Here is a 20,947-nt window from a genome sequence, read left to right on the forward strand (position 1 = left end):
ATGCGTTACATCTCCACCCGCGGACAGGCGCCTGCGCTGACATTCGAAGAGGCGATGCTGTCCGGTCTCGCGCGTGACGGCGGCCTCTATGTCCCTGAAACCATCCCTCAGATGAGCGCGGACGACATCCGCGCCCTGCACGGCCTCAGCTACGAGGAAACGGCGTTCCGCGTGATGCGCCCCTTCGTCGGCGACGGCTTTACCGACGAAGTGTTCGCTGACCTGATCGCCAAGGCCTATGCCGGGTTCGGCCACGGCGCGCGGGCGCCGCTGGTGCAACTGGCACCGGGCCATTTCCTGCTCGAGCTGTTCCACGGCCCCACGCTGGCCTTCAAGGACTTTGCCATGCAGCTCATTGGTCAGCTCTTCCAGGAGGCCTTGGAGCGCCGGGGCGAGCGTGTGACCATCGTCGGCGCGACCTCGGGCGATACCGGATCGGCGGCCATCGAGGCCTTCAAGGGGCTGGACAACGTCGACGTCTTCATCCTGTTTCCGCATGGCCGGGTCAGCGAGGTGCAGCGCCGCCAGATGACCACCCCGGCCGAAGCCAACGTGCACGCCTTGGCACTGGACGGCCACTTTGACGACTGCCAGGCGCGGCTCAAGGACATGTTCAACCACTTCGAGTTCCGCGATGGCGTACGGCTGGCCGGTGTGAACTCGATCAACTGGGCGCGCGTGCTGGCGCAAGTCGTCTACTATTTCTCCGCCGCCGTCAGCCTGGGTGCGCCGGATCGCAAGGTCAGCTTTACCGTGCCCACCGGCAACTTCGGCGATATCTTTGCCGGCTACATCGCCAAGAAGATGGGCCTGCCCATAGACCGGCTGGTAGTCGCCACCAACCAGAACGACATCCTGCACCGCTGCCTGTCCTCGGGCGACTACCAGACCTCCGAGGTGCATCCCTCGATCAGCCCGTCGATGGACATCCAGGTCAGCAGCAACTTCGAACGCGCGCTCTTTGATGCCTATGGCCGCGACGGGGCCGCCGTGGCGCAACTGATGGACGAGCTGAAAGCCGGTGGTTTCAAGGTCAGCCAGGGCGCACTGGAGGCCCTGCGCGAGCATTTCGATTCGGGCCGCGTGTCCGAAGAAGACACGCTGGAAACGATCCGCACCGCCCATGCCACGATGGGAGAGCTGCTTTGCCCGCATTCCGCCGTGGGTGTCCGCGTGGCTGAGGCACAGCGCGACCCGGCAACGCCGATGATCACGCTGGCCACCGCGCATCCGGCCAAGTTCCCCGATGCCGTGGAAAAGGCCAGCGGCATTCGCCCCCCTCTTCCAAATCGCATGGTCGATCTGTATGAGCGTCCGGAACGTGTGACGCGGGTGCAGAACGACCTCGCCGCCCTCGAATCCCTCATCCAGGAGCGTATTGCCAAGTGAGTGTTCAGATCGCCACCCTTTCCAACGGACTGCGCGTCGTGACCGAAAACATGCCCGGCCTGCAAAGTGCCGCGGTCGGGCTATGGGTCACGGCCGGTGGGCGGCACGAACGCGAAGAACAGAACGGCATCGCGCATTTCCTGGAACACATGGCCTTCAAGGGCACCAAGACCCGCAGCGCCCTGCAGATCGCTGAGGCGATCGAGGACGTGGGCGGCTATATCAACGCCTATACCTCGCGCGAGGTCACGGCCTACTACGCCCGCGTTCTGGAACCGGACGTGGCGCTGGCCGTGGACGTGATCGCCGACATCCTGCGGGACCCGGTGTTCGACCCCAGGGAAATCGAGGTCGAACGCCATGTCATCCTGCAGGAAATCGGCCAGGCGCATGACACGCCCGACGACGTGATCTTTGACTGGTTGCAGGAACAGGCCTATCCCGATCAGCCCATCGGCCGCACCATCCTCGGCGAGGCCGCGCGCGTGCAGGGGTTCGATCGTGGCGACCTGGCAGGCTTCGTGAACGAACATTACGGGCCGGACCAGATGATCCTGTCGGCCGCGGGCGCGGTGGATCATGACTCGCTGGTCAAACAGGCCGAGGCACTTTTTGGCGACATGGTTCCACGCAGCGCCCTGTCTGCCGATCCTGCCCGGTTCCACGGCGGCGAAACGCGGCGGACCAAGGATCTTGAACAGGCGCACCTGGCTCTGGCCTTCGAGGCACCGGGGTATCGCGATCCGGCATTCTACACCGCCCAGATCTACTCCGTGGCCCTGGGCGGCGGCATGTCATCGCGGCTGTTCCAGGAAATCCGCGAGAAACGCGGCCTCTGCTACACCATTTTTGCCCAGAACGGCGCCTACGCCGACACGGGCATGACGACGATCTACGCCGGCACCTCCGGCGCCGAGATGCCGGAATTGATCACGCTGACCGTGGACGAGATGAAACGCAGCGCCGAGGACATGAGCCCCGCCGAGATCGAGCGTGCCCGCGCCCAGATGAAGGCCGGCCTGCTGATGGGCCTCGAAAGCCCCTCGTCCCGCGCCGAACGCAGCGCGCGCATGGTCCAGATCTGGGGAGAAGTGCCCGACATCGAGCGCACAGTCGCCAAGATCGACGCGGTCACGCGCGAGGACGTGTTGCGCTTTGCCGAGGCGCAGGCCGCAGAGGCCGCCGCCGCGATGGCGCTTTACGGTCCCGTCGCAGAGGCCCCCACGCTCTCCGAGCTGCAGGCACGCCGGGCGGCATGATGCTAGCGTTCCGGCGCAAGGTACAGCTCGAGACAGAGCGCCTGACGCTGCGCCCGCCCGTGCATTCCGATTTCACGCCCTGGTCGAACCTGCGCCGCGAAAGCCGCGAGTTCCTGACCCCCTGGGAGCCATCCTGGTCCACCGACCACCTGACGCGAAAGGCCTTTACCAACCGTGTCTACTGGGCCTCACGCTCGATCGGGACCGGCTCGGCCCTGCCGCTGTTCCTGATCCGCCGCGAGGACCAGGCGCTGCTGGGCGCGATCACGCTGGACAACATCCGGCGCGGCCCGGCACAGGCAGGCACGCTGGGCTACTGGATCGGCGAACGCTACACCCGGCGCGGCTACATGTCCGAGGCCATCGCCATGATGGTTCACCAGGCCTTCGAGAAGATGGGGTTGAGCCGGATGGAGGCCGCCTGCCTGCCGGAAAACGTCGCCTCGCGCGGGTTGCTGGAACAGTCGGGCTTCAAATACGAGGGCGTGGCGCAAAGCTACCTACAGATCAATGGCCGTTGGCGGACCCACGTGCTCTATGCCTCGTTGCGGTCGGACAGGCGTGGCCGGACCGAGGTCGGCTAGACGCCTCTGGGCCTCATCCTGATGCACAGAAAAGCATCCCCATACACTGACCGGCCGTTCCCGGCGAAATTGTGAATTTGGCCGGGGGCGCAGCCGCGCTACCCTTTCCCGGACGTCACCCGACAGGAGCGCCCGATGATCCGCCTTGCCGCCGCCCTTCTTTTCCTGACCGCCACGCTGGTACAGGCCCAGGAACAGCGCCGACCTTCGCACTGCATCGCCATAGCGGATGCGGCCCCGGGGATCGAATACCTGCACAAGGCCAGCTGGACCGCGCCGATCCCCGAATACACGGTTCGCATCCACTACATCGCCCATGCCTCCTTCCTGATCCAGACGCGCGGCGGGCTCGAGGCCGTGACCGATTACAACGGAAATATCGGCACCACGCGGATGATCCCCGACATCGTCACCATGAACCACGCCCACACAACGCATTGGACCCATGCCGTCGATCCCGCCATCCCTCACGTCCTGCGCGGATGGGGAGAGGTCTTTGGCGAAGGCGTCGATCATTACCTGGACCTTGGTGAAATGCTGATCCGCAATGTCTCGACCGACATCCGCTCTGCCTATGGCGGGGACGAGCCGAACGGCAATTCCATCTTCATCTTCGAGGTCGAGGGCCTCTGCATCGCCCATCTTGGCCACTTGCACCACGAACCGACCGGCCGGCAATACGCCGCGCTTGGGCGGGCGGATGTGCTGATGGTGCCGGTGGACGGCGGCATGACGATGCCGCTGTCGACAGTCAAACGGATCGTCGACCGGCTGAAAAGCTCGGTCGTGATCCCGATGCACTGGTTCTCCGGCTACGCCCTGGAACGGTTCCTGGCCGACGTCAGCGACACCTTCCAGATCGACCGGCGCAGCGATGCGACGCTCGAGATCTCATTGCGCGACCTGCCGCGCCGACCCACCGTCATCGTGCTGCAGCCTCGCTACCTGACCGACCCGGACTGACCCGGCCTTCCTTGGGCCGCAAACACCTCGGGGAGCGCGAGGGGCTGGCCCCCCGCTGACCCGCGTGCCACAAGTGCGGGCATCCGAAGAAAGAGGATGCCATGCCGCTTGCCCCCGCCGATCACGCCTTTGTCCAGCGCCTCTCGGCGCTGCTACCCGATGACACCCTGCGTCCCGCAGAGGCCCGCCACCGCGAGGAACCGCGTGGACGCTGGACCAGCACGGCGGAATGGATCGCCCTGCCCCGGTCCACGGAAGAGGTTTCCACGATCGTGCGGACCTGTGCCGAAACAGGCGTCGGCATCATCCCCCTTGGCGGCGGAACCGGCCTTGTCGGCGGCCAGCTGAAACCGGACGGCCCTGCGCCTCTGATCGTCTCGCTGGAACGCATGTCGGCCATCCGTTCGGTCCACCCGGAGGAAAATGCGGTCGTGGTCCAAGCCGGCGCAATCCTGGCCGATGTCCAGAGCGCCGCTGCCGACGTGGACCGTTTGTTCCCATTGTCGCTGGCTTCCGAAGGGTCTGCCCGGATCGGCGGCTTGCTGGGGACCAATGCGGGCGGCATCAACACGCTGCGCTACGGCAATGCCCGCGACCAGGTTCTGGGACTGGAGGCAGTCCTGCCCGACGGGTCGGTCTGGCACGGGCTGAAACGGCTGCGCAAGGACAACACCGGCTATGACCTGCGCCACCTGCTGATCGGGGCCGAAGGCACATTGGGCATCATCACGGCAGCCAGCCTGAAACTGGCGCCCCGGCCCGCGGCCACCGGCACGGCCCTGCTGACGGTCCCCTCGCCCGAGGCAGCGCTGACCCTCCTGGCACTTGCGCGCGGCCAGCTGGGCGAGACGATCAGCGCCTTCGAGCTGATGCACCGCACCGGGTTCGACTTCCTGGCAGAGAAATTGCCCGACCTGCGCCAACCCTGGGAAACGCCGCCAGAGTGGAGCGTGCTGATGGACATCGGCCTGGGGCGTGGCGCCGATCCTGCCGAGGCGCTGGAAACCCTCTTTGCCGCAGCGCATGAGGCCGACCTGGTCACGGACGGCATCGTGGCACAGTCGCTGGCCCAGTCCGAGGCGCTCTGGACCCTGCGAGAGCACATGTCCGAGGCAAACCGCCTTGTGGGGGCCGTCTCCAGCCACGACATTTCCGTCCCGCTTGGCGCCATCCCCGAGTTCATCTCGCGGGCCGGTCCGGCGCTGGCCCGGCTGGGGGACTGGCGCATCAACTGTTTCGGCCACGCAGGCGATGGCAACCTGCACTACAATGTGTTCCCGGTCCCGGGCCGGACCAAGGCCGACCATGTCGATCAGCGCGACGCGATCAAGACCTGCGTGCACGACCTTGTGCATGAACTGGGCGGTTCCGTCAGTGCAGAGCACGGCATCGGGCGGCTGAAGGTCGACGACCTCGAACGCTATGGCGACCCGGCCAAGCTCGCCGCGATGCGGGCGATCAAATCGGCACTGGACCCGAAGGGCATCATGAACCCGGGCGCGGTCCTGCGGGGCTGATCCCGGCGGGGTCCCGGTGCAGGCCCGGGACAGGGCCGCCTTACTGCGACATCACCCGGAACACGCAGCCGTCAGAGATCAATTCGGGCGGCGTCATGCACAGCCCCTTGGCGACCTGAAAGGCGGCCAGCACCTTGGGGACGTAATCCCGCGTCTCGGCGTAAGGCGGCACGCCCCCGTGCTGACCGATGGAGTTCTCGCCTGCGTTGTAGCCGGCGAGCACGAGGATCGGATCACCCTCGAATTTCTCCATCAGGAAGTCCAGAAAGGCGACCCCGCCCCGGATGTTCTGAACCGGGTCGAAGGAATCCTTGACCCCGAAGCGCTCGGCGGTGGCCGGCATCAGTTGCATCAGCCCTTGTGCGCCCGCCTTGCTTTGCGCCCTGGGCGCGCCGGCGGATTCCACGGCGATCACCGCCAGGGCAAAGGCCGGCGAAACGCGGGTGCCCACTGTCTCTCGCAGAAGGTCGACGCCGTGGACCTGCGCGATGTCCTGCAGCGCCTGCAGGCGCGGGCCGCCGACGCTCTGCCCCTCGGGGCCCTTGGTCAGCGTGGCCAGCGCGGGGGCCAATCGTCCCGGCCCGGTGGCCGTAGCCTCGGGCGACACGGCGGTCCAGAACCAGGAGTAGCTGCCCAGCGGGACTGAAGGCACAGCAGCCAAGGCGGCGGTTGCCTGCGGTGCCGCGGTCGGCGCCTTTGCGGGAGCAGAGGGCAGCGGCGGCGCCACAGCCGGGTTGGCACGCGGCGCGATCTGGACGGTGATGCGTTTCTTGACCCCGGCCTTGGGGGGCGTCACCCGCTTGAAAGTGAAATCCTGAGCCGGTGCCCCGGCCCCATCCTGTGCCTGGGCGCCCTGCGCACAGGCCAAACTGGCCGCAATTGCGGCGCAAATCAGCATTCTGACGACCATGGGCCTGCTCGATCCCCGTTTTTCGGTCTGACTTTTCCACAGTCTCGCACAATCCGCGGAATTTATCCATCAGTGTTGCGAAAGGCCGAACCGGCGCCTTCGAAAGCGGGCATTCCGGGGCCGAAATTAACGGTCCGGACATCCAGAAAACAGAATTTTTCGCAACCAGTACAGGCACCTATATGGATTCTCTCAAAAATCCGACCCGGCTGCAAAATCAATCCATTCGAGCCACACTCTCGCCCCAAACCAACTGCTTAATAAGTTCATACCGACGAGGGACAGGGCAAGGTGAGAGAGGCCCGCAACGCCCAAGACGGTCGCTGAAAGCAAAGCAAGATATCTACGGAGAGAGACCAATGATCAACTTCATCAAGAACTTCCGCAAAGACGAAAACGGCGCCGTGACTGTCGACTGGGTTGTCCTGACCGCAGCCGTCGTGGGCCTGGCCGTCGCCGCCTACACCACCATCGAGACCAACTCGCAGACGCTGATCGACAACGCCGCCGCACGCGTCGCTCTCGAAAACGACTTCTAAGTCGGGCGCGGCCTGAGCGCCGCGTATCCCTCATGGCCCGGCCGCCTGGCGGCTGGCCCTCCCTACCGCACATGACATGACCGACCGAGAGGTCGACCGGAGAAAACCAATGATCAACTTCATCAAGAACTTCCACAAAGACGAAAACGGCGCCGTGACTGTCGACTGGGTTGTCCTGACCGCAGCCGTCGTGGGCCTGGCCGTCGCCGCCTACACCACCATCGAGACCAACTCGCAGACGCTGATCGACAACGCCGCCGCACGCGTCGCTCTCGAAAACGACTTCTAAGTCGGGCGCGGCCTGAGCGCCGCGTATCCCCCAGGGCCCGGCCGCCTGGCGGCTGGCCCTCCCCACCGCACATGACATGACCGACCGAGAGGTCGACCGGAGAAAACCAATGATCAACTTCATCAAGAACTTCCACAAAGACGAAAACGGCGCCGTGACTGTCGACTGGGTCGTCCTGACCGCAGCCGTCGTGGGCCTGGCCGTCGCCGCCTACACCACCATCGAGACCAACTCGCAGACGCTGATCGACAACGCCGCCGCACGCGTCGCTCTCGAAAACGACTTCTGAGTTGCCTGATCGCCCGATGGCGATCACCTGAAGACCCAGGCGCGCGCCCGCCGCGGCGCGCGCCTTTTTCACAACCGCATTTCTGCTTGTGCGGTCCAGCCCGGAGTAACACCATGCGTGATCTGATGAGAGCCTTTGCGGCCGAGGAAGATGGTGCCGTGACCGTGGACTGGGTCATTCTGACCGCCGCAATCGTCGGTTTCTGCATCGCGGCCTATACCGCGGCGGAAAACTCGACGCTCGGCCTGCGCGACGGCCTTGCCGCCGAACTTGTCCGCCAGAACGACTTCTGACCCCCTGCTGCCACGACATTCGCAAGGGCGGCCCGTTGCGCGGGCCGCCCGTCGCCGCGTTCTGCCACAGGAGAGCAGAGGCGTCGCCAAACCGCCCAGCGAGTGTCCCGTTCTTGCCGTATTCCCCCGCCAGGATGATCCGGGCCGGGAGACCGGCGAATCCAAGTTTGTCCAAGTGAGGTGACATATGCGACTCGTATTCGGACTTGTGCTGATCGCCGGCCTCGCCCTGGCGGGCTTTGCCGTCTACATGGCGCAGAATTACATCGGGGCCTACGAGAGCGCCCTGGCAGAAGAGCGTGCCAAAGCAGGCGCCTCTGTTCCGGTGGCCAAGGTCTTCATCACGAAACGCGCCATCAACTACGGCGAAGAGATCAAGCCCGAGGACGTCGTACTGACCCACTGGCCCAGGCAGGCCCTCCCCGAGGACTATTTCGACGAGGAAAATCCCTTCTTCGTCGACGGCCAGGAACCCCGCCTCGCCATGCGCCCGATCGAGAAGGCCGAAGTGCTGATGAAGGTGAAGGTGTCCGAACCCGGCGGCGACGCAGGCCTGACCTCGCGCCTCGATCGTGGGCAGCGCGCCTTTGCGATCAAGGTCGACGTGGCTTCGGGCGTGTCCGGTTTCCTGCGTCCGGGCGACCGGGTCGATGTCTACTGGACAGGCCGCCTGCCCGGCGAGATCGGTGAACGCTCGTCCGGCGAGGTGACCAAGCTGATCCAGACCGGTATCCGCCTGATCGCCATCGACCAGACCGCCGACACTGAATACAACACCGCAACCATTGCCCGCACCGTGACCGTTGCCGCCAGTCCGCAACAGGTCGCCGCCCTTGCGCAGGCCCAGTCGACCGGAAAGCTGTCTCTGTCGCTGATGTCCCAGCTGGACGATACCGTTGCCGAGGCGATCGAGGTGGACCAGCGGTCACTTCTGGGGATCGTGGCCGAGGAACGCGCCGAGAAGAAAGCCGACAAGACCTGCACCACCCGGGTGCGTCGCGGCGCCGAGGTGGTCGAGATCCCGATCCCCTGCACCAACTGACGCGCAAATTCGAACGGCGAATTCAACCGCTTGAAAAGATCAGGCCCCTGCCTTGGCGGGGGCCTCTTGTGGCGAAAATACCCGGCGTGTTGCGGGTTGTCCACATAAGCCGCAACACTGAAGCCATTGATTCTTGCAAAAAAACACGAAATGCCGCATGTTCGGGAAAAATGCAGGCGTCAGACCTGCGTCCGAGCAGTGATCGAGAGGCAGGTCACATGACCATTGACAGATTCCTGAAGACGGCCCTCCTGGGCCTGTCGCTTGCGGTCGCCCCGCTGGCGGTGCAGTACGCACAGGCGGACAACCTGCGCATCCTGCGCAATGGCACGCAACCTGTGCTCAACGTCCCGATGAACCGCGCACTGGTGGTCGAAAGCGATATTCCCTTTGCGGAATTGTCCATCGCCAATCCTGCGATCGCGGACATCTCGTCGTTGAACGACCGCAATATCTACGTGCTCGGCAAGGCGCCTGGGACGACGACGCTCACGATCCTGGACGCGGCGGGTGAGCTGATTTCCAACGTCGATATCCGTGTCTCGCCCGATGTGTCCGAGTTCAAGGAACGGCTGCGCCAGATCCTTCCCCAGGAAAAGATCGAGGTGCGCACCGCCAATGACGGCATCGTGCTGTCGGGGACCGTGTCGTCGACGGCCAGGATGCAACGCGCCCTGGACCTTGCACAGCGCTATGCGCCCGACCGCGTGTCGAACCTGATGTCCGTGGGCGGCGTGCAGCAAGTCATGCTGAAAGTCCGTTTCGCCGAGATGGAACGCACAGCGGCCAAGATGCTGCGAACCTCGCTGGCCACCGGCGGATCGGTTGCAGGCGGCGATCTCGGCCTTGAACTGGGGACCTTGAGCGCCGCTTCGGATGCGGCGGTCGACGCCGTTGCCGACAAGCTGGCACCGCAGGGACTGGACGTCGAGGGCGCAGTTCTCTTTGGTTTCAACGCCGGCGGGCTCGAAGTGGGCATCATGCTGGAGGCACTGGAACGCAAGGGCATCGTGCGCACCCTGGCCGAACCGAACCTGACCGCACTGTCGGGCCAGGAGGCAAAGTTCCTGGCAGGTGGCGAATACCCCGTCCCGGTCAGCCAGCAGAACAATACCATCACCATCGAGTACAAGCCCTTCGGCGTAGAGCTGAACTTCATCCCCCGGGTGGTCGATGGCGACCTGATCAACCTCGAGCTCGAGGCCGCGGTCTCGTCGATCGACACCAACAACTCGATCGTTCTTTCGGACATCTCGATCAACGGTTTCAAGCGGCGCGAAACCTCGACCACTGTCGAACTGCGTGACGGCGAAAGCTTTGCCATTGCGGGCCTGCTGATGGACGATTTCACCGACCGCAACTCGCAGCTGCCCTGGCTGGGCGACGTGCCGGTGCTGGGCGCGCTCTTCCGCAGCGCGGAATACCAGCGCTCGCAGTCGGAACTGGTGATCATCGTGACCCCGCACCTTGTGACGCCGACGCGAGGCGAATACCTGGCCCTTCCGACCGACCGCGTTGTTCCCCCGACCGAACGTGACCTCTTCCTGCGTGGTAAGGTCGCCGGCAAGCCGGGGCAGAAGGCGCCGAATTCCGGGGCCGCGGGTGAAGTGGCCAAGCAGGACTTCACCGGCTCCTACGGATATGTGATGGATTGATGCAGAGGCGAATGATGATCAGGCTTCCCTTTTCCGCCGCGCTGACCGCGGGCCTCTTGATCGCCGGATGCAGCCAGGCGCCTGTCGGGTTTGACCGCGAGGCGGGCGCGCTGATCGACACCGGTCACTTCGGCAATGCCACTATGAACAATCACCAGCTGATGACCGGCGAAAAGCAGATCATCTACGACATGTCGCAACGCTTTGCCTCCGAAGTGATGACGACGGTGAATTTTGCCTTCAACAGCGCCGTTCTGGACCACGGCGCGCGCGACACGCTGCGCGAACAGGCCCAGTGGATCCGCCAGTTCCCGGAAATCCGGTTCCGCGTCTACGGTCACACCGACAAGGTCGGCAGCAACGGCTACAACAAGAGCCTGGGCCTGCGGCGGGCCAATGCGGTCGTGAACTACCTCGTCAGCCAGGGCATCAGCCGTTCGCGCCTCGAAGCCGTCGTTTCCTACGGCGAGACGCAGCCACTGATTGTGACCGAGGGCCGCGAACGCCGCAACCGCCGCACCGTGACCGAGGTGTCGGGCTTTGTGTCCAGCCACCCCACGGTGCTGGATGGCAAATATGCCGAGGTGATCTATCGCGAGTATATCAACAGCGCCGAACCCAAGACGGGGCTGACCGGACAGCAGGGACAGGATCTCGCGATCACCGAGTGATCCTGACAAGGAACCGGCAAGGAAAGGGGCCAAACGGCCCCTTTTTTCATGTCCGCGCACGGGAGGGTCATTCATGCGCATGCAGCATACTCGTTTGAATTGATCAAATGATCCTATTGACCACTGGAGGGATGCGAGGGCGTACCAAGGCCCGCCGTCAGTCCCCGTTCACCGTACAATTTCGGTTTTTTGGCCCAAATGTTGCCTCGATTATGGGGGACTGTCGCCTTGGAGAACCAGTGCGTGCGCAAATCCCGAGTCGCGCACCGCGGGTCCGGGGGACTTCTCTTAGCCACGTCCACCCGGTCCGGCAAAAGTAAAGGACGACAGGCATGACCAACGCGACACAACAGCAAACGGAGCCGGCGCCGATCGTCGCCTGCACCATCAGCCGCGACGTCCAGAACTTCGACCTGCTCATCGACGACATGGAAGCCCTGCTTGGAGAAGGATGGGGGGACCTCGGCTTCGACGAGGCCACGGCCTTCCTGAACCAGCCTGACGGGCGGTCGCTGGAATTCGTGGCAATGGCCATCGACGCCATCGACGAGCCGGACCTGCCGATGTTGTCCCAGGTCATTCACGCCGCCAAGGAAAATGGCGTCAAGGTCATCCTGATCGCCGAAGACGTGACGCCCGCCTCGTTGCACCATCTCTTGCGCGACGGGGCCGATGAATTCGTGCCCTACCCCCTGCCCGAGGGTGAGCTGGCCGGGGCCTTGGAACGCTTGCGCCAGCCTGCACCCGCCGCCGTTCATTCCGAACCCGCGCCCGCCACCAATGCCGAAGGCGTCCGCCTTTCCGGTGGCGGTGACGGCGTGTTGATCGCCGTTCACGGCCTTGCCGGCGGCGTCGGCGCCACGACCCTGGCGGTGAACCTGGCCTATGAGCTGGCCACCGGCGGAAAGGAAAAACAACCCAAGGTCTGCCTGATCGACCTTGGACTGCAGTTCGGCTCTGTCTCGACCTATCTCGACCTGCCCCGCCGCGAAGCCGTCTACGAAACCCTGTCCGACATCGAGGCGATGGACGGTGACAGTTTCGGCCAGGCACTGGTCAGCTTCGAGGACAAGATGCAGGTCTTCACCGCGCCTTCGGACATCCTGCCGCTGGACATCATCGGCCCCGCCGAGATCAAGCGCCTGCTGGACATCACGCGCGAGCATTTCGACTACGTCATCGTCGACATGCCGTCCACCGTCGTGCAGTGGACGGAAACCGTGCTGACAGAGGCGCAGCTGTATTTCGCGCTGATCGAACTGGACATGCGCTCTGCCCAGAACACGCTGCGATTGAAACGGGCGCTGCAATCCGAGGATCTGCCCTTCGAGAAGATCCGCTTTGCGCTGAACCGCGCACCGAAATTCACCGATCTGCAGGGCAAGAGCCGCGTCAAGCGTCTGGCCGACAGCCTTGCGATCTCGCTGGACGTGCAGCTCCCGGATGGCGGCCGAACCGTCATGCAGGCATGCGACCACGGGCTGCCGCTGGCCAGCCACGCGGCCAAGAACCCGCTGCGCCGCGAAATCGTCAAGCTTGCCCAGCAGCTCAACGCCATCGGCGACAGCGACGCCGAAGCCGCCTGATCCAGGGGATATACATGTTCTCGCGTTACAAGAAAAACTCCGCTACCGGCGCCCAGCCGGTCAAGGCCCCGGCCCCGGCGGCTCCCGCCACTGCAGCTCAGCCTGCCGCCCAGCCCACAGCCGTGCGCCGCAAGGCGAAACCCGCCGCGCAGGCGGCCCCCGTGGACAAGGAAAAGAAACGCAAGGAACGGCTTGGCGAGATCAAGCTGGAACTGCACCGGGCGCTTCTTGAGAACCTGAACCTGGCCGCGCTGGACAAGGCCTCGGAAGGGGAGCTGCGCGAGGAAATCAGCGCGATCGCCAACGAGACGTTGCAGGAGAAGGGCGTCGTTCTGAACCGCGACGAACGCCGCGCGATGATGGCCGATCTCTACGACGAGGTGAAGGGGCTCGGCCCTCTGGAACCACTGCTCAAGGACGAGACGATCTCGGACATCCTGGTCAACGGTCCCCAGCAGATCTTCATCGAACAGAACGGCAAGCTGACACTGTCGGACGTGACCTTCAAGGATGAACGCCACCTGATGCGGATCATCGACAAGATCGTCTCGGCCGTGGGCCGGCGCGTCGATGAATCGAACCCCTACGTCGACGCCCGTCTGGCGGATGGGTCGCGTTTCAACGCGATGGTGCCGCCGGTGGCCATCGACGGCAGCCTGGTGTCGATCCGGAAGTTCAAGAAGGACAAGCTGGGCATTGACGACCTGGTGAACTTCGGCGCCTTCACCGAAGAAATGGCCGTCTACCTGCAGGCCGCCGTGGCCACCCGGCTCAACATCATCGTCTCGGGCGGGACGGGCTCGGGCAAGACCACGACGCTCAACGCGCTGTCCAGTTTCATCGACGACAGCGAACGCATCCTGACCATCGAGGACACCGCTGAACTCCAGTTGCAGCAGAGCCACGTCGGCCGCATGGAAAGTCGCCCGCCCAACGTCGAGGGCAAGGGCGCCGTCACCCCGCGCGACTGCCTGAAAAACGCCCTGCGAATGCGCCCCGACCGCATCATCGTCGGCGAGACTCGCGGCGAGGAAGTGATCGACATGCTGCAGGCCATGAACACCGGCCACGACGGATCGATGACCACGATCCACGCCAACAGCGCCCGCGATGGTGTTGCGCGTCTGGAGAACATGATCGCGATGGCGGGGATCGAGATGCCGCTCAAGGCCATGCGCAGCCAGATCGCAAGCGCGGTCAACCTGATCGTGCAGGCCAGCCGCCTGCAGGACGGCTCGCGCCGCATGACCTCGATCACCGAGATCACCGGCATGGAAGGCGATGTGATTTCAATGCAAGAAATCTTTCGCTTCCAGCGCGTCGGCCTGACCCCCGATAACAAGATCATCGGCCATTTCACGGCCACCGGCGTTCGCAGCGCCTTTGCCGAACGGTTCCGGATGTGGGGCTACGACGTGCCCGCCTCGATCTACGAACCCTTCAGACCGGAGTAACGCATATGCTCAGCGCAGAACCGATCATCTACGGCGGGATCTTCCTGGGCGTGCTGATCCTGGTCAACGGCGTCTACCTCGTCGCCTTCGGCAAGTCGATCAGCCTCACCAACCGGGTCAACCGCCGGCTGGAGATGCTCGACAAGGGCGAACGCCGAGAGGACGTCCTGGCCAAGCTCCGCAAGGAGATGGACCAGCACATGCAAAGCCGCTCTCTGCCCATCTACTCGATGCTGGCGAGCAAGGCCCAGAAAGCGGCGCTTGCCTTCACGCCGCAACAGCTGATCCTTGTCATGGTCGCAGCCTCCGTCTTTGCCTTCGTCGGTCTCAGCATCGGGACAGAGGCGGGCGCCGCCGTGCGCGCTGTCATGTCCGTCTTCATGGGCGTCGGCGGTGTCTATTTCTGGGTCAATCACCGCGCCAAGAAACGCCTCAGCATGATCGAGGAACAGCTACCCGACGCGGTGGAACTGATGGTCCGTTCCTTGCGCGTGGGGCACCCGTTCAGCTCGGCCATTTCGATCGTCGCCAAGGAACTCAAGGACCCGCTGGCCACGGAATTCGGCATCATCGCGGATGAATCGACCTATGGCCGCGACGTGGGCGAGGCACTGAAGCACATGGCCGAACGGCTGGACATGCAGGACTTGCGCTTTCTGGCCGTGGCCGTGGCGATCCAGCAGCAGGCCGGCGGCAACCTGGCCGAGATCCTCGAAGGCCTGGCCAAGGTGATCCGGGCCCGTTTCCGCCTCTTCCGCCGGGTCAAGGCGATCACCGCCGAGGCGCAATGGTCGGGCAAGTTCCTGTCAGGTTTCCCGGTCGCTGCGCTGATCTTCATCCAGGTCGCCAAGCCCGACTACTATGACGAGGTGCTCGATCACCCCTGGTTCATTCCCGCCTGCTTCATTGTCGGCATCATGCTGGTCGCGAACATGATCGTCATGCGCTGGCTGGTGAATATCAAGGTCTGAGAAAGGCTGCCCCAATGCTCGACACGCTCAACACGATGATCACCGATACGCTGGGTCCCGCCGGTCCGCTTATCGTGGTCGCGGGACTGGCGGCGCTCCTGATCGTCGCCACCATCCCGATGTTCCTCAACTCCCGCCCCGACCCGCTGGACAAGCTCAAGCAGGACGGCAAGAAACGCATGGACGCGGAGACCCGCGCCGTGTTGCGGGAAAAGAGCAAGAACGAAAAGCTCAACAAGTATGCGCAGTTCCTGGAACCGCAGGACGCCAAGGAATACTCCGAGATCCGCACCAAGCTGATGCAGGCCGGCTACCGGTCCAAGGACGCGGTGCAGATCTACTACTTCCTGCAATTCGCGCTGGGGATCGCCCTGCTCTGCGCAGGGGTCGTGTACTACATCTTCTTCATCGACCCAGAGACGGCAACGATGCAGACCAAGCTGATGTATATCCTCGGCCCCGGCTGCCTTGGCTACATGGCGCCCAAGTACTGGGTCAACAAGCGGGTCGCCAGCCGCCAGGAACAGATCCAGCAGGGCTTTCCCGACAGCCTGGACATGATGCTGGTCTGCGTCGAGGCGGGCCAGTCGATGGACCAGTCCATCGTCCGCGTCGCCCGCGAGTTGCGCAGTTCCTTCCCTCCGCTGGCCGAGGAATACGAGATCATCAGCTACGAGATGAAGGCCGGCAAGGACAAGAGCCAGGTCCTGAACGACATGGCCGACCGCTGCGGCCTGCCTGACATCTCGTCCTTCGTCACCGTGCTGAACCAGGCGGCGACCTTCGGCACCTCGATCTCCGATGCGCTGCGGGTCTACGCCGGCGAAATGCGTGACAAAAGAGTCATGCGTGCCGAGGAAGCTGCGAACAAACTGCCGACAAAGATGACGCTGACCACTATGATGCTCACGGTGCCGCCGCTGCTGATCATTCTCGTGGGCCCGTCCGCGGTTGGCATTTCCGAAATGGGCTCGATGGCTGTGGGCAACTGACCGCATGAAACAGGCTCTTTGGGCCGCCCTGATGACGCTGCCGCTGGCCGCCTGCACCGCAGGCGGCCCGTTCGCGCATAACGAACCCGCCTCACCCTACGCACCCGGCCTCGACCCCAGGGGCGAAGCGGTGGATGGGTTGACCGTGGGCCACCGCCTGATGGCCGCCGGCCAGCACGAACTCGCGCTCGAGGCCTTTACCCGCGCCGCCGCCGACCAGGGACTGACCGCCGAGGTCCTGATGGCCCTGGGGTCCGCCAACCTGGCGCTGGGGCGGTTGCACCAGGCCGAACCGCTGCTGCGCCGCGCCGTAAAGGCGGAACCGGACTGGGCCGAAGCCTGGAACAACCTCGGCATCGTGCTGATCGAAAAGGGTGAGACCGCCGAGGCCTCCGAAGTCTTCCGCCGGGCCTTTGCGCTGGACAATGGCCAAAGTGACTCAATTCGCGACAATCTTCGCTTGGCGCTCGCAAAAATGGAAAATTCCGTTTATGGTGATGAGTTAGAGCAAGAATACAAGATCGTACGCCGCGGGCACGGGGACTACCTGATCCGGCGCACTGGCGGCTGACGATCGATCGTCCCGGACAACGGGGCAAAAGAACAACCGCCGAAAAGGCGGGCGAGAGGCAGAGCAGCACAAGGACGCAGGCAAAATGCGCCATCCCATCATCGTTTCCCTCTGCGCGGCGGGCGTCGTCGCGCTGTCGGCCTGTGACAAGGGCATCGACACCGCCGAAATGGACCGCAAGTTCCAGGGCGTGAACGTGGTCGACGAAAGCGACCTGAACGAGGTCATGCTGACCGTGGGCGACCCGAACGAGGCCGTGGCCTATTTCCAGCGCACGCTCAAGGAAAACCCCGACCGGATCGACATTCGTCGCGGCCTTGCCCAGTCTCTGGTCCGGGCCAAGCGCATCCCCGAGGCCAAGGTGGCCTGGGCCAAGGTCGTCGAGCACGAGGACTCGACCGATGACGACCGGGTGCAACTGGCCGATGTCCTGATCCGCGCGGGCGAATGGGACCAGGCGGAAAAGGTGCTGGACGCGATCCCGCCCACCGTCGAAACCTACAAGCGTTACCGGTTGGAGGCGATGATCGCTGATAGCAACAAGGAATGGAAAAAGGCCGACAGTTTTTACGAGGTCGCGGTGGGCCTGACGACCAAACCCGCCTCGGTGCTGAACAACTGGGGGTATTCCAAGCTGACGCGTGGCGATCTGCCCGAGGCCGAAAAGCTCTTCCTCGAGGCCATCCGCCACGACGACAAGCTGTATACCGCCAAGAACAACCTGGTCATGGCGCGCGGCGCGCAGGGCAAGTACATCCTGCCCGTCATCCCCATGACCCAGGTCGAAAAGGCGGAACTGCTGCACACGCTGGGCCTGGCCGCGATCAAGAGTGGTGACGTCAAGACCGGCAAGGCCCTGCTGCGCGAAGCGATGGAGACGCACCCGCAGCACTTCGAGGCCGCGGCCCGGGCGCTGGCGGCGCTTGACGAGGCCTGAGATCCATGTCGCTGAGTGCCGCCGCGGCCCTGTGGTTCCTGCCCTTCGTCCTGCCGATCTGTGTCTATATCTGCTACACTGACATGAAGGGAATGCGCATCCCCAACCATGCGGTTGTGGCGCTGTTCCTGGTTTACCTCTTCGTGGGCGTGGTCGCCTTGCCGCTGGATGTCTATTTCTGGCGCTACCTGCATCTTGTCGTGGTGCTGGTGGCGGGCATCGCGCTGAATGCGGGCGGGGCGATGGGGGCCGGCGACGCGAAATTCGCCGCCGCCGCCGCCCCCTTCATCCACATCGGGGACCTGCGGTTCCTTATGGCGCTCTTTGCCGCCAACCTGCTGGCGGCCTTCGTGGCGCACCGCCTGGCCAAGCGCACGCCGCTGCGCCACCTGGCGCCCCACTGGCACAGCTGGGAGGCCGGGTCGAAATTCCCGATGGGGCTTGCCCTGGGCGGCACACTGGCGATCTACCTCGGGTTGGGGTTGTTCTACGGGGCGTGACACCGGCACGCCCTGCCCCGGCGGGCGGTTCGGAATTTCCGCAGTCGCTCCCTCATCCTGCCACAATCCCCTGCCAGTCTGCTTGCTAAAGCAGTTGAGGGCAGATCCGACATGAACATGGAAACCGGCGCCGTCCTGGCCCCGCCGCAGCCGCGGCGGATCGAGGAAATGCAGCTTCCGCTGGTGATGATGCGTGACATCGTGCTCAAGACGATGTTCCGCAAGAACACCAACATCGTGACGGATCTCGCCCGCACCGTCTGCCTACCGGTGACGGTGGCACAGGAACTGATCGACATGTGCCGGGGCCAGGGCCTGATGGAGGCGATGGGCACGCTTGGTCCCTCGGGCGAAGTCTCCTCCGAGATGCCTTACCAGCTGACCGACAGCGGCAAGGCGCGCGCGCTGGATGCCTTGGCCCAGTCAGAGTATTTCGGCGCCATGCCGATCCCTCTGGACGTCTACGCCGAACAGGTCAAGCGCCAGTCGATCCGCAACGTCCAGATCACCCGGGACCAGCTGACCGGCGCGATGGGCCACCTGGTCCTGCCCGAAGGCCTGATCTCGAACCTCGGGCCCGCTGTCTCTTCGGGCCGGTCGATCCTCATGTACGGCCCACCGGGCAACGGCAAAAGCTCGATTTCCAACGGGATCCGGGACGCGATGGGCGACAAGATCTACGTCCCCCGCGCAATCGAGTATTCGGGCCAGGTGATCACGGTTTACGACCCGATCGTGCATTCCAAGGCCGAAGACGACAGCGAAGACCCCAACGCGCTGCGGCGCCGCGCCCGCTTTGACCGGCGTTACGTCCTGTGCCAACGGCCGACGGTCATTACCGGGGGCGAACTGTCGCTGAACATGCTCGACCTTGTCTACAATCCCACCGCGCGCACTTACCAGGCGCCGCTACAGCTGAAATCCACGGGCGGCATCTTTATCGTCGACGATCTCGGTCGCCAGGCGGAACCGCCGCAGAAACTGGTCAACCGCTGGATCGTGCCGCTGGAGGAATCCAAGGACATCCTTGCCCTGCAATCGGGCGAAAAGTTCGAGGTGCCTTTCGACACGCTGGTGATCTTCTCGACCAACTTCCACCCGAACGAGATCTTCGATCAGGCCGCGCTGCGCCGGATCTTCTTCAAGATCAAGATCGACGGACCGAACCAGCAGGACTTCCTCAAGATCTTCAGCCTGGTCGCGCGCAAGAAGAAGATGCAACTGGACGAGGCCAGCCTCGTGCACCTGCTCAAGAACAAGTACCCGACGATCAAGAACGTCTATGCGAACTACCAGCCGGTGTTCCTGATCGACCAGATGATTTCCGTCTGTGATTTTGAGGGCATCCCTTACAAGATGACCCCCGACCTGATCGACCGCGCCTGGAGCAACATGTTCGTGAAGGACGAAAAAATCGTGAAGTGAGGGTGACTTGCCCGGTCCCCTCTGTGCGCGAGGGGGCTAACCCTCCCTGATCCGCGCCATCCAGATCGGCAACAGAAGGCTGAGGATCAACAATCGCATCACATGGTGTGCCGCCACATAGGCCGGGTCCAACCCAAGGGTCACGGCGATGGCGGCCATCGCCTCGACCCCGCCGGGGGCATAGGCCACGATCAGGACGGCGGGCGGCACGCCCATCAGGACCAGAGCAACCGTCACCGCCATCAAGGTGGTGATCACGTTGACCAGTGTAAGCCAGGCACCGGCCACGACCGAGTTGCGCAACACGGCGCCGCTTTGTCCCGCGAAACGAGAGCCGATCATCGTCCCCATCACCAGAAAAGCCGCGTCGCCCAGCCCCGCCGAGAGGCGCCCGGGCGTCAGGTCTGTCACATGGCCCAGCGCACTGACCGTCATGCCCGCCATCAGGAAAGCCGCCGGCACACGCAGCTTCTGGTAGCCATAGCCCACAATCAGACCCGCAAGCCCCAGCAGGCCCAGCGAGATCAGCGTCATGTCGGCCACCGGAAGGAGGGTCGCCCCGCTGGCGCCAAAGACGACGCTGACCAGAAGCGGCACGCAGAGCGTCAGGAACAGGACCCGGATGCTCTGGATCACCGCGATCTGTGCCGTGGGGCCGCCCTGTTCCAACGACATGCTGAGCACGTAACTCAGGTGTCCCGGCGCCGAGGCAAGGATCGCATCACGTTGGCTGAAGCCCATCCAGCGCACCATGCCGGCTTTCGCGATCGCCAACCCCAAGGGCAGGCTGGCACCGAGGACCGCGATGCTGAGCGGCCAGGAAGCCGCCGCTTGCAGTGTCTCCGGCGTGACACCGGTTCCGATGTTGACGCCCAGCAGGATAAAGGCCGCTGTCCGCATCCAGACCGGCAGATCGAACCGCAGGCCTGCCAACCCGACCAGCGTGACGCCCACGGCGGAACCGGTCAGCGCCGCGGCCGGAAAGCCGATCAGCCCGAAGACCAGCGCGCCCAGCGCACCGGCGCAAAAGGCCAGGAGAGTTCCGGTAAGGTGGGACATGCCGGACCGGTTTATCCATCCGGATTGACCTGCGCCAGCCCCCGGGACAGCC

22 protein-coding genes are annotated in these 20,947 nt (G+C 64.2%); 20 read left to right on the forward strand and 2 right to left on the reverse strand.

Features of this window, described 5'->3' with window-relative positions; all coding sequences use genetic code 11:
* From thrC to BLQ71_RS11000, 5 genes are all read left to right on the forward strand, one after another.
* Entirely contained in the window at window positions 1-1,389 is a 1,389-nt protein-coding gene (gene thrC, locus BLQ71_RS10980; RefSeq protein WP_074621743.1) for a threonine synthase, read from the forward strand.
* Complete coding sequence (locus tag BLQ71_RS10985) at window positions 1,386-2,648, forward strand: M16 family metallopeptidase (RefSeq protein WP_069208987.1); 1,263 nt, start codon at window positions 1,386-1,388, stop codon at window positions 2,646-2,648. The genes thrC and BLQ71_RS10985 overlap by 4 nt, the downstream gene beginning before the upstream one ends.
* Entirely contained in the window at window positions 2,648-3,232 is a 585-nt protein-coding gene (locus BLQ71_RS10990) for a GNAT family N-acetyltransferase (RefSeq protein ID WP_069208986.1), read from the forward strand. The genes BLQ71_RS10985 and BLQ71_RS10990 overlap by 1 nt, the downstream gene beginning before the upstream one ends.
* 135 nt (window positions 3,233-3,367) lie before the next feature.
* On the forward strand, window positions 3,368-4,195 hold the full coding sequence (locus BLQ71_RS10995) for an MBL fold metallo-hydrolase (protein ID WP_074621745.1): 828 nt from the start codon (window positions 3,368-3,370) through the stop codon (window positions 4,193-4,195).
* A gap of 101 nt (window positions 4,196-4,296) precedes the next feature.
* Window positions 4,297-5,712 (forward strand): FAD-binding oxidoreductase, encoded by a 1,416-nt coding sequence (locus tag BLQ71_RS11000; protein WP_074621746.1) that lies wholly within the window; start codon window positions 4,297-4,299, stop codon window positions 5,710-5,712.
* 40 nt (window positions 5,713-5,752) lie between these two features.
* On the opposite strand, the gene BLQ71_RS11005 is transcribed toward BLQ71_RS11000, so the two are convergent.
* The gene (locus tag BLQ71_RS11005) at window positions 5,753-6,622 is read right to left on the reverse strand and encodes a lytic transglycosylase domain-containing protein (RefSeq protein ID WP_074621747.1); all 870 of its coding nucleotides are present in this window, start codon (window positions 6,620-6,622) and stop codon (window positions 5,753-5,755) included.
* A gap of 359 nt (window positions 6,623-6,981) precedes the next feature.
* Here BLQ71_RS11005 and BLQ71_RS11010 point away from each other — a divergent pair, with 359 nt between their 5' ends.
* The 15 genes from BLQ71_RS11010 to BLQ71_RS11080 all read left to right on the forward strand — a co-directional run bounded on the left by BLQ71_RS11010 (window position 6,982) and on the right by BLQ71_RS11080 (window position 19,836).
* Window positions 6,982-7,161 (forward strand): hypothetical protein, encoded by a 180-nt coding sequence (locus tag BLQ71_RS11010; protein ID WP_043138327.1) that lies wholly within the window; start codon window positions 6,982-6,984, stop codon window positions 7,159-7,161.
* 109 nt (window positions 7,162-7,270) lie between these two features.
* Window positions 7,271-7,450 (forward strand): hypothetical protein, encoded by a 180-nt coding sequence (locus BLQ71_RS11015; protein WP_074621748.1) that lies wholly within the window; start codon window positions 7,271-7,273, stop codon window positions 7,448-7,450.
* Between the two features lie 109 nt (window positions 7,451-7,559).
* Entirely contained in the window at window positions 7,560-7,739 is a 180-nt protein-coding gene (locus BLQ71_RS11020; RefSeq protein WP_074621748.1) for a hypothetical protein, read from the forward strand.
* Window positions 7,740-7,852: 113 nt separating this feature from the next.
* Window positions 7,853-8,032 (forward strand): Flp family type IVb pilin, encoded by a 180-nt coding sequence (locus BLQ71_RS11025; RefSeq protein ID WP_069208984.1) that lies wholly within the window; start codon window positions 7,853-7,855, stop codon window positions 8,030-8,032.
* 187 nt (window positions 8,033-8,219) lie between these two features.
* On the forward strand, window positions 8,220-9,074 hold the full coding sequence (cpaB, locus tag BLQ71_RS11030; RefSeq protein ID WP_043138330.1) for a Flp pilus assembly protein CpaB: 855 nt from the start codon (window positions 8,220-8,222) through the stop codon (window positions 9,072-9,074).
* A gap of 218 nt (window positions 9,075-9,292) precedes the next feature.
* Window positions 9,293-10,729, forward strand: a complete 1,437-nt coding sequence (locus BLQ71_RS11035) for a type II and III secretion system protein family protein (protein ID WP_043138332.1) — start codon at window positions 9,293-9,295, stop codon at window positions 10,727-10,729.
* 14 nt (window positions 10,730-10,743) lie between these two features.
* The gene (locus BLQ71_RS11040; RefSeq protein WP_223306163.1) at window positions 10,744-11,400 is read left to right on the forward strand and encodes an OmpA family protein; all 657 of its coding nucleotides are present in this window, start codon (window positions 10,744-10,746) and stop codon (window positions 11,398-11,400) included.
* 332 nt (window positions 11,401-11,732) lie between these two features.
* Window positions 11,733-12,986, forward strand: coding sequence for a CpaE/TadZ family protein (locus tag BLQ71_RS11045; protein WP_074621749.1), 1,254 nt, complete (start codon window positions 11,733-11,735; stop codon window positions 12,984-12,986).
* 14 nt (window positions 12,987-13,000) lie between these two features.
* On the forward strand, window positions 13,001-14,440 hold the full coding sequence (locus BLQ71_RS11050; protein WP_074621750.1) for a TadA family conjugal transfer-associated ATPase: 1,440 nt from the start codon (window positions 13,001-13,003) through the stop codon (window positions 14,438-14,440).
* 5 nt (window positions 14,441-14,445) lie between these two features.
* Window positions 14,446-15,411: a type II secretion system F family protein gene (locus BLQ71_RS11055; RefSeq protein WP_069208980.1), complete on the forward strand. Its 966-nt coding sequence runs from the start codon at window positions 14,446-14,448 to the stop codon at window positions 15,409-15,411.
* A gap of 14 nt (window positions 15,412-15,425) precedes the next feature.
* On the forward strand, window positions 15,426-16,403 hold the full coding sequence (locus BLQ71_RS11060; RefSeq protein WP_069208979.1) for a type II secretion system F family protein: 978 nt from the start codon (window positions 15,426-15,428) through the stop codon (window positions 16,401-16,403).
* Between the two features lie 4 nt (window positions 16,404-16,407).
* Complete coding sequence (locus BLQ71_RS11065; protein WP_074621751.1) at window positions 16,408-16,974, forward strand: tetratricopeptide repeat protein; 567 nt, start codon at window positions 16,408-16,410, stop codon at window positions 16,972-16,974.
* 85 nt (window positions 16,975-17,059) lie between these two features.
* Window positions 17,060-17,911, forward strand: a complete 852-nt coding sequence (locus BLQ71_RS11070; protein WP_043138349.1) for a tetratricopeptide repeat protein — start codon at window positions 17,060-17,062, stop codon at window positions 17,909-17,911.
* A 5-nt stretch (window positions 17,912-17,916) separates the two neighbouring features.
* Window positions 17,917-18,411, forward strand: coding sequence for a prepilin peptidase (locus tag BLQ71_RS11075; RefSeq protein WP_043138352.1), 495 nt, complete (start codon window positions 17,917-17,919; stop codon window positions 18,409-18,411).
* A gap of 111 nt (window positions 18,412-18,522) precedes the next feature.
* Entirely contained in the window at window positions 18,523-19,836 is a 1,314-nt protein-coding gene (locus BLQ71_RS11080) for a DUF8689 domain-containing protein (RefSeq protein WP_074621752.1), read from the forward strand.
* Window positions 19,837-19,872: 36 nt separating this feature from the next.
* Here BLQ71_RS11080 and BLQ71_RS11085 read toward each other — a convergent pair whose 3' ends face one another.
* Window positions 19,873-20,895: an AbrB family transcriptional regulator gene (locus BLQ71_RS11085; protein ID WP_074621753.1), complete on the reverse strand. Its 1,023-nt coding sequence runs from the start codon at window positions 20,893-20,895 to the stop codon at window positions 19,873-19,875.
* Between the last annotated feature and the right edge of the window lie 52 nt (window positions 20,896-20,947).

The organism is Antarctobacter albus, assembly GCF_900101505.1.
Lineage (GTDB): Bacteria > Pseudomonadota > Alphaproteobacteria > Rhodobacterales > Rhodobacteraceae > Antarctobacter > Antarctobacter albus.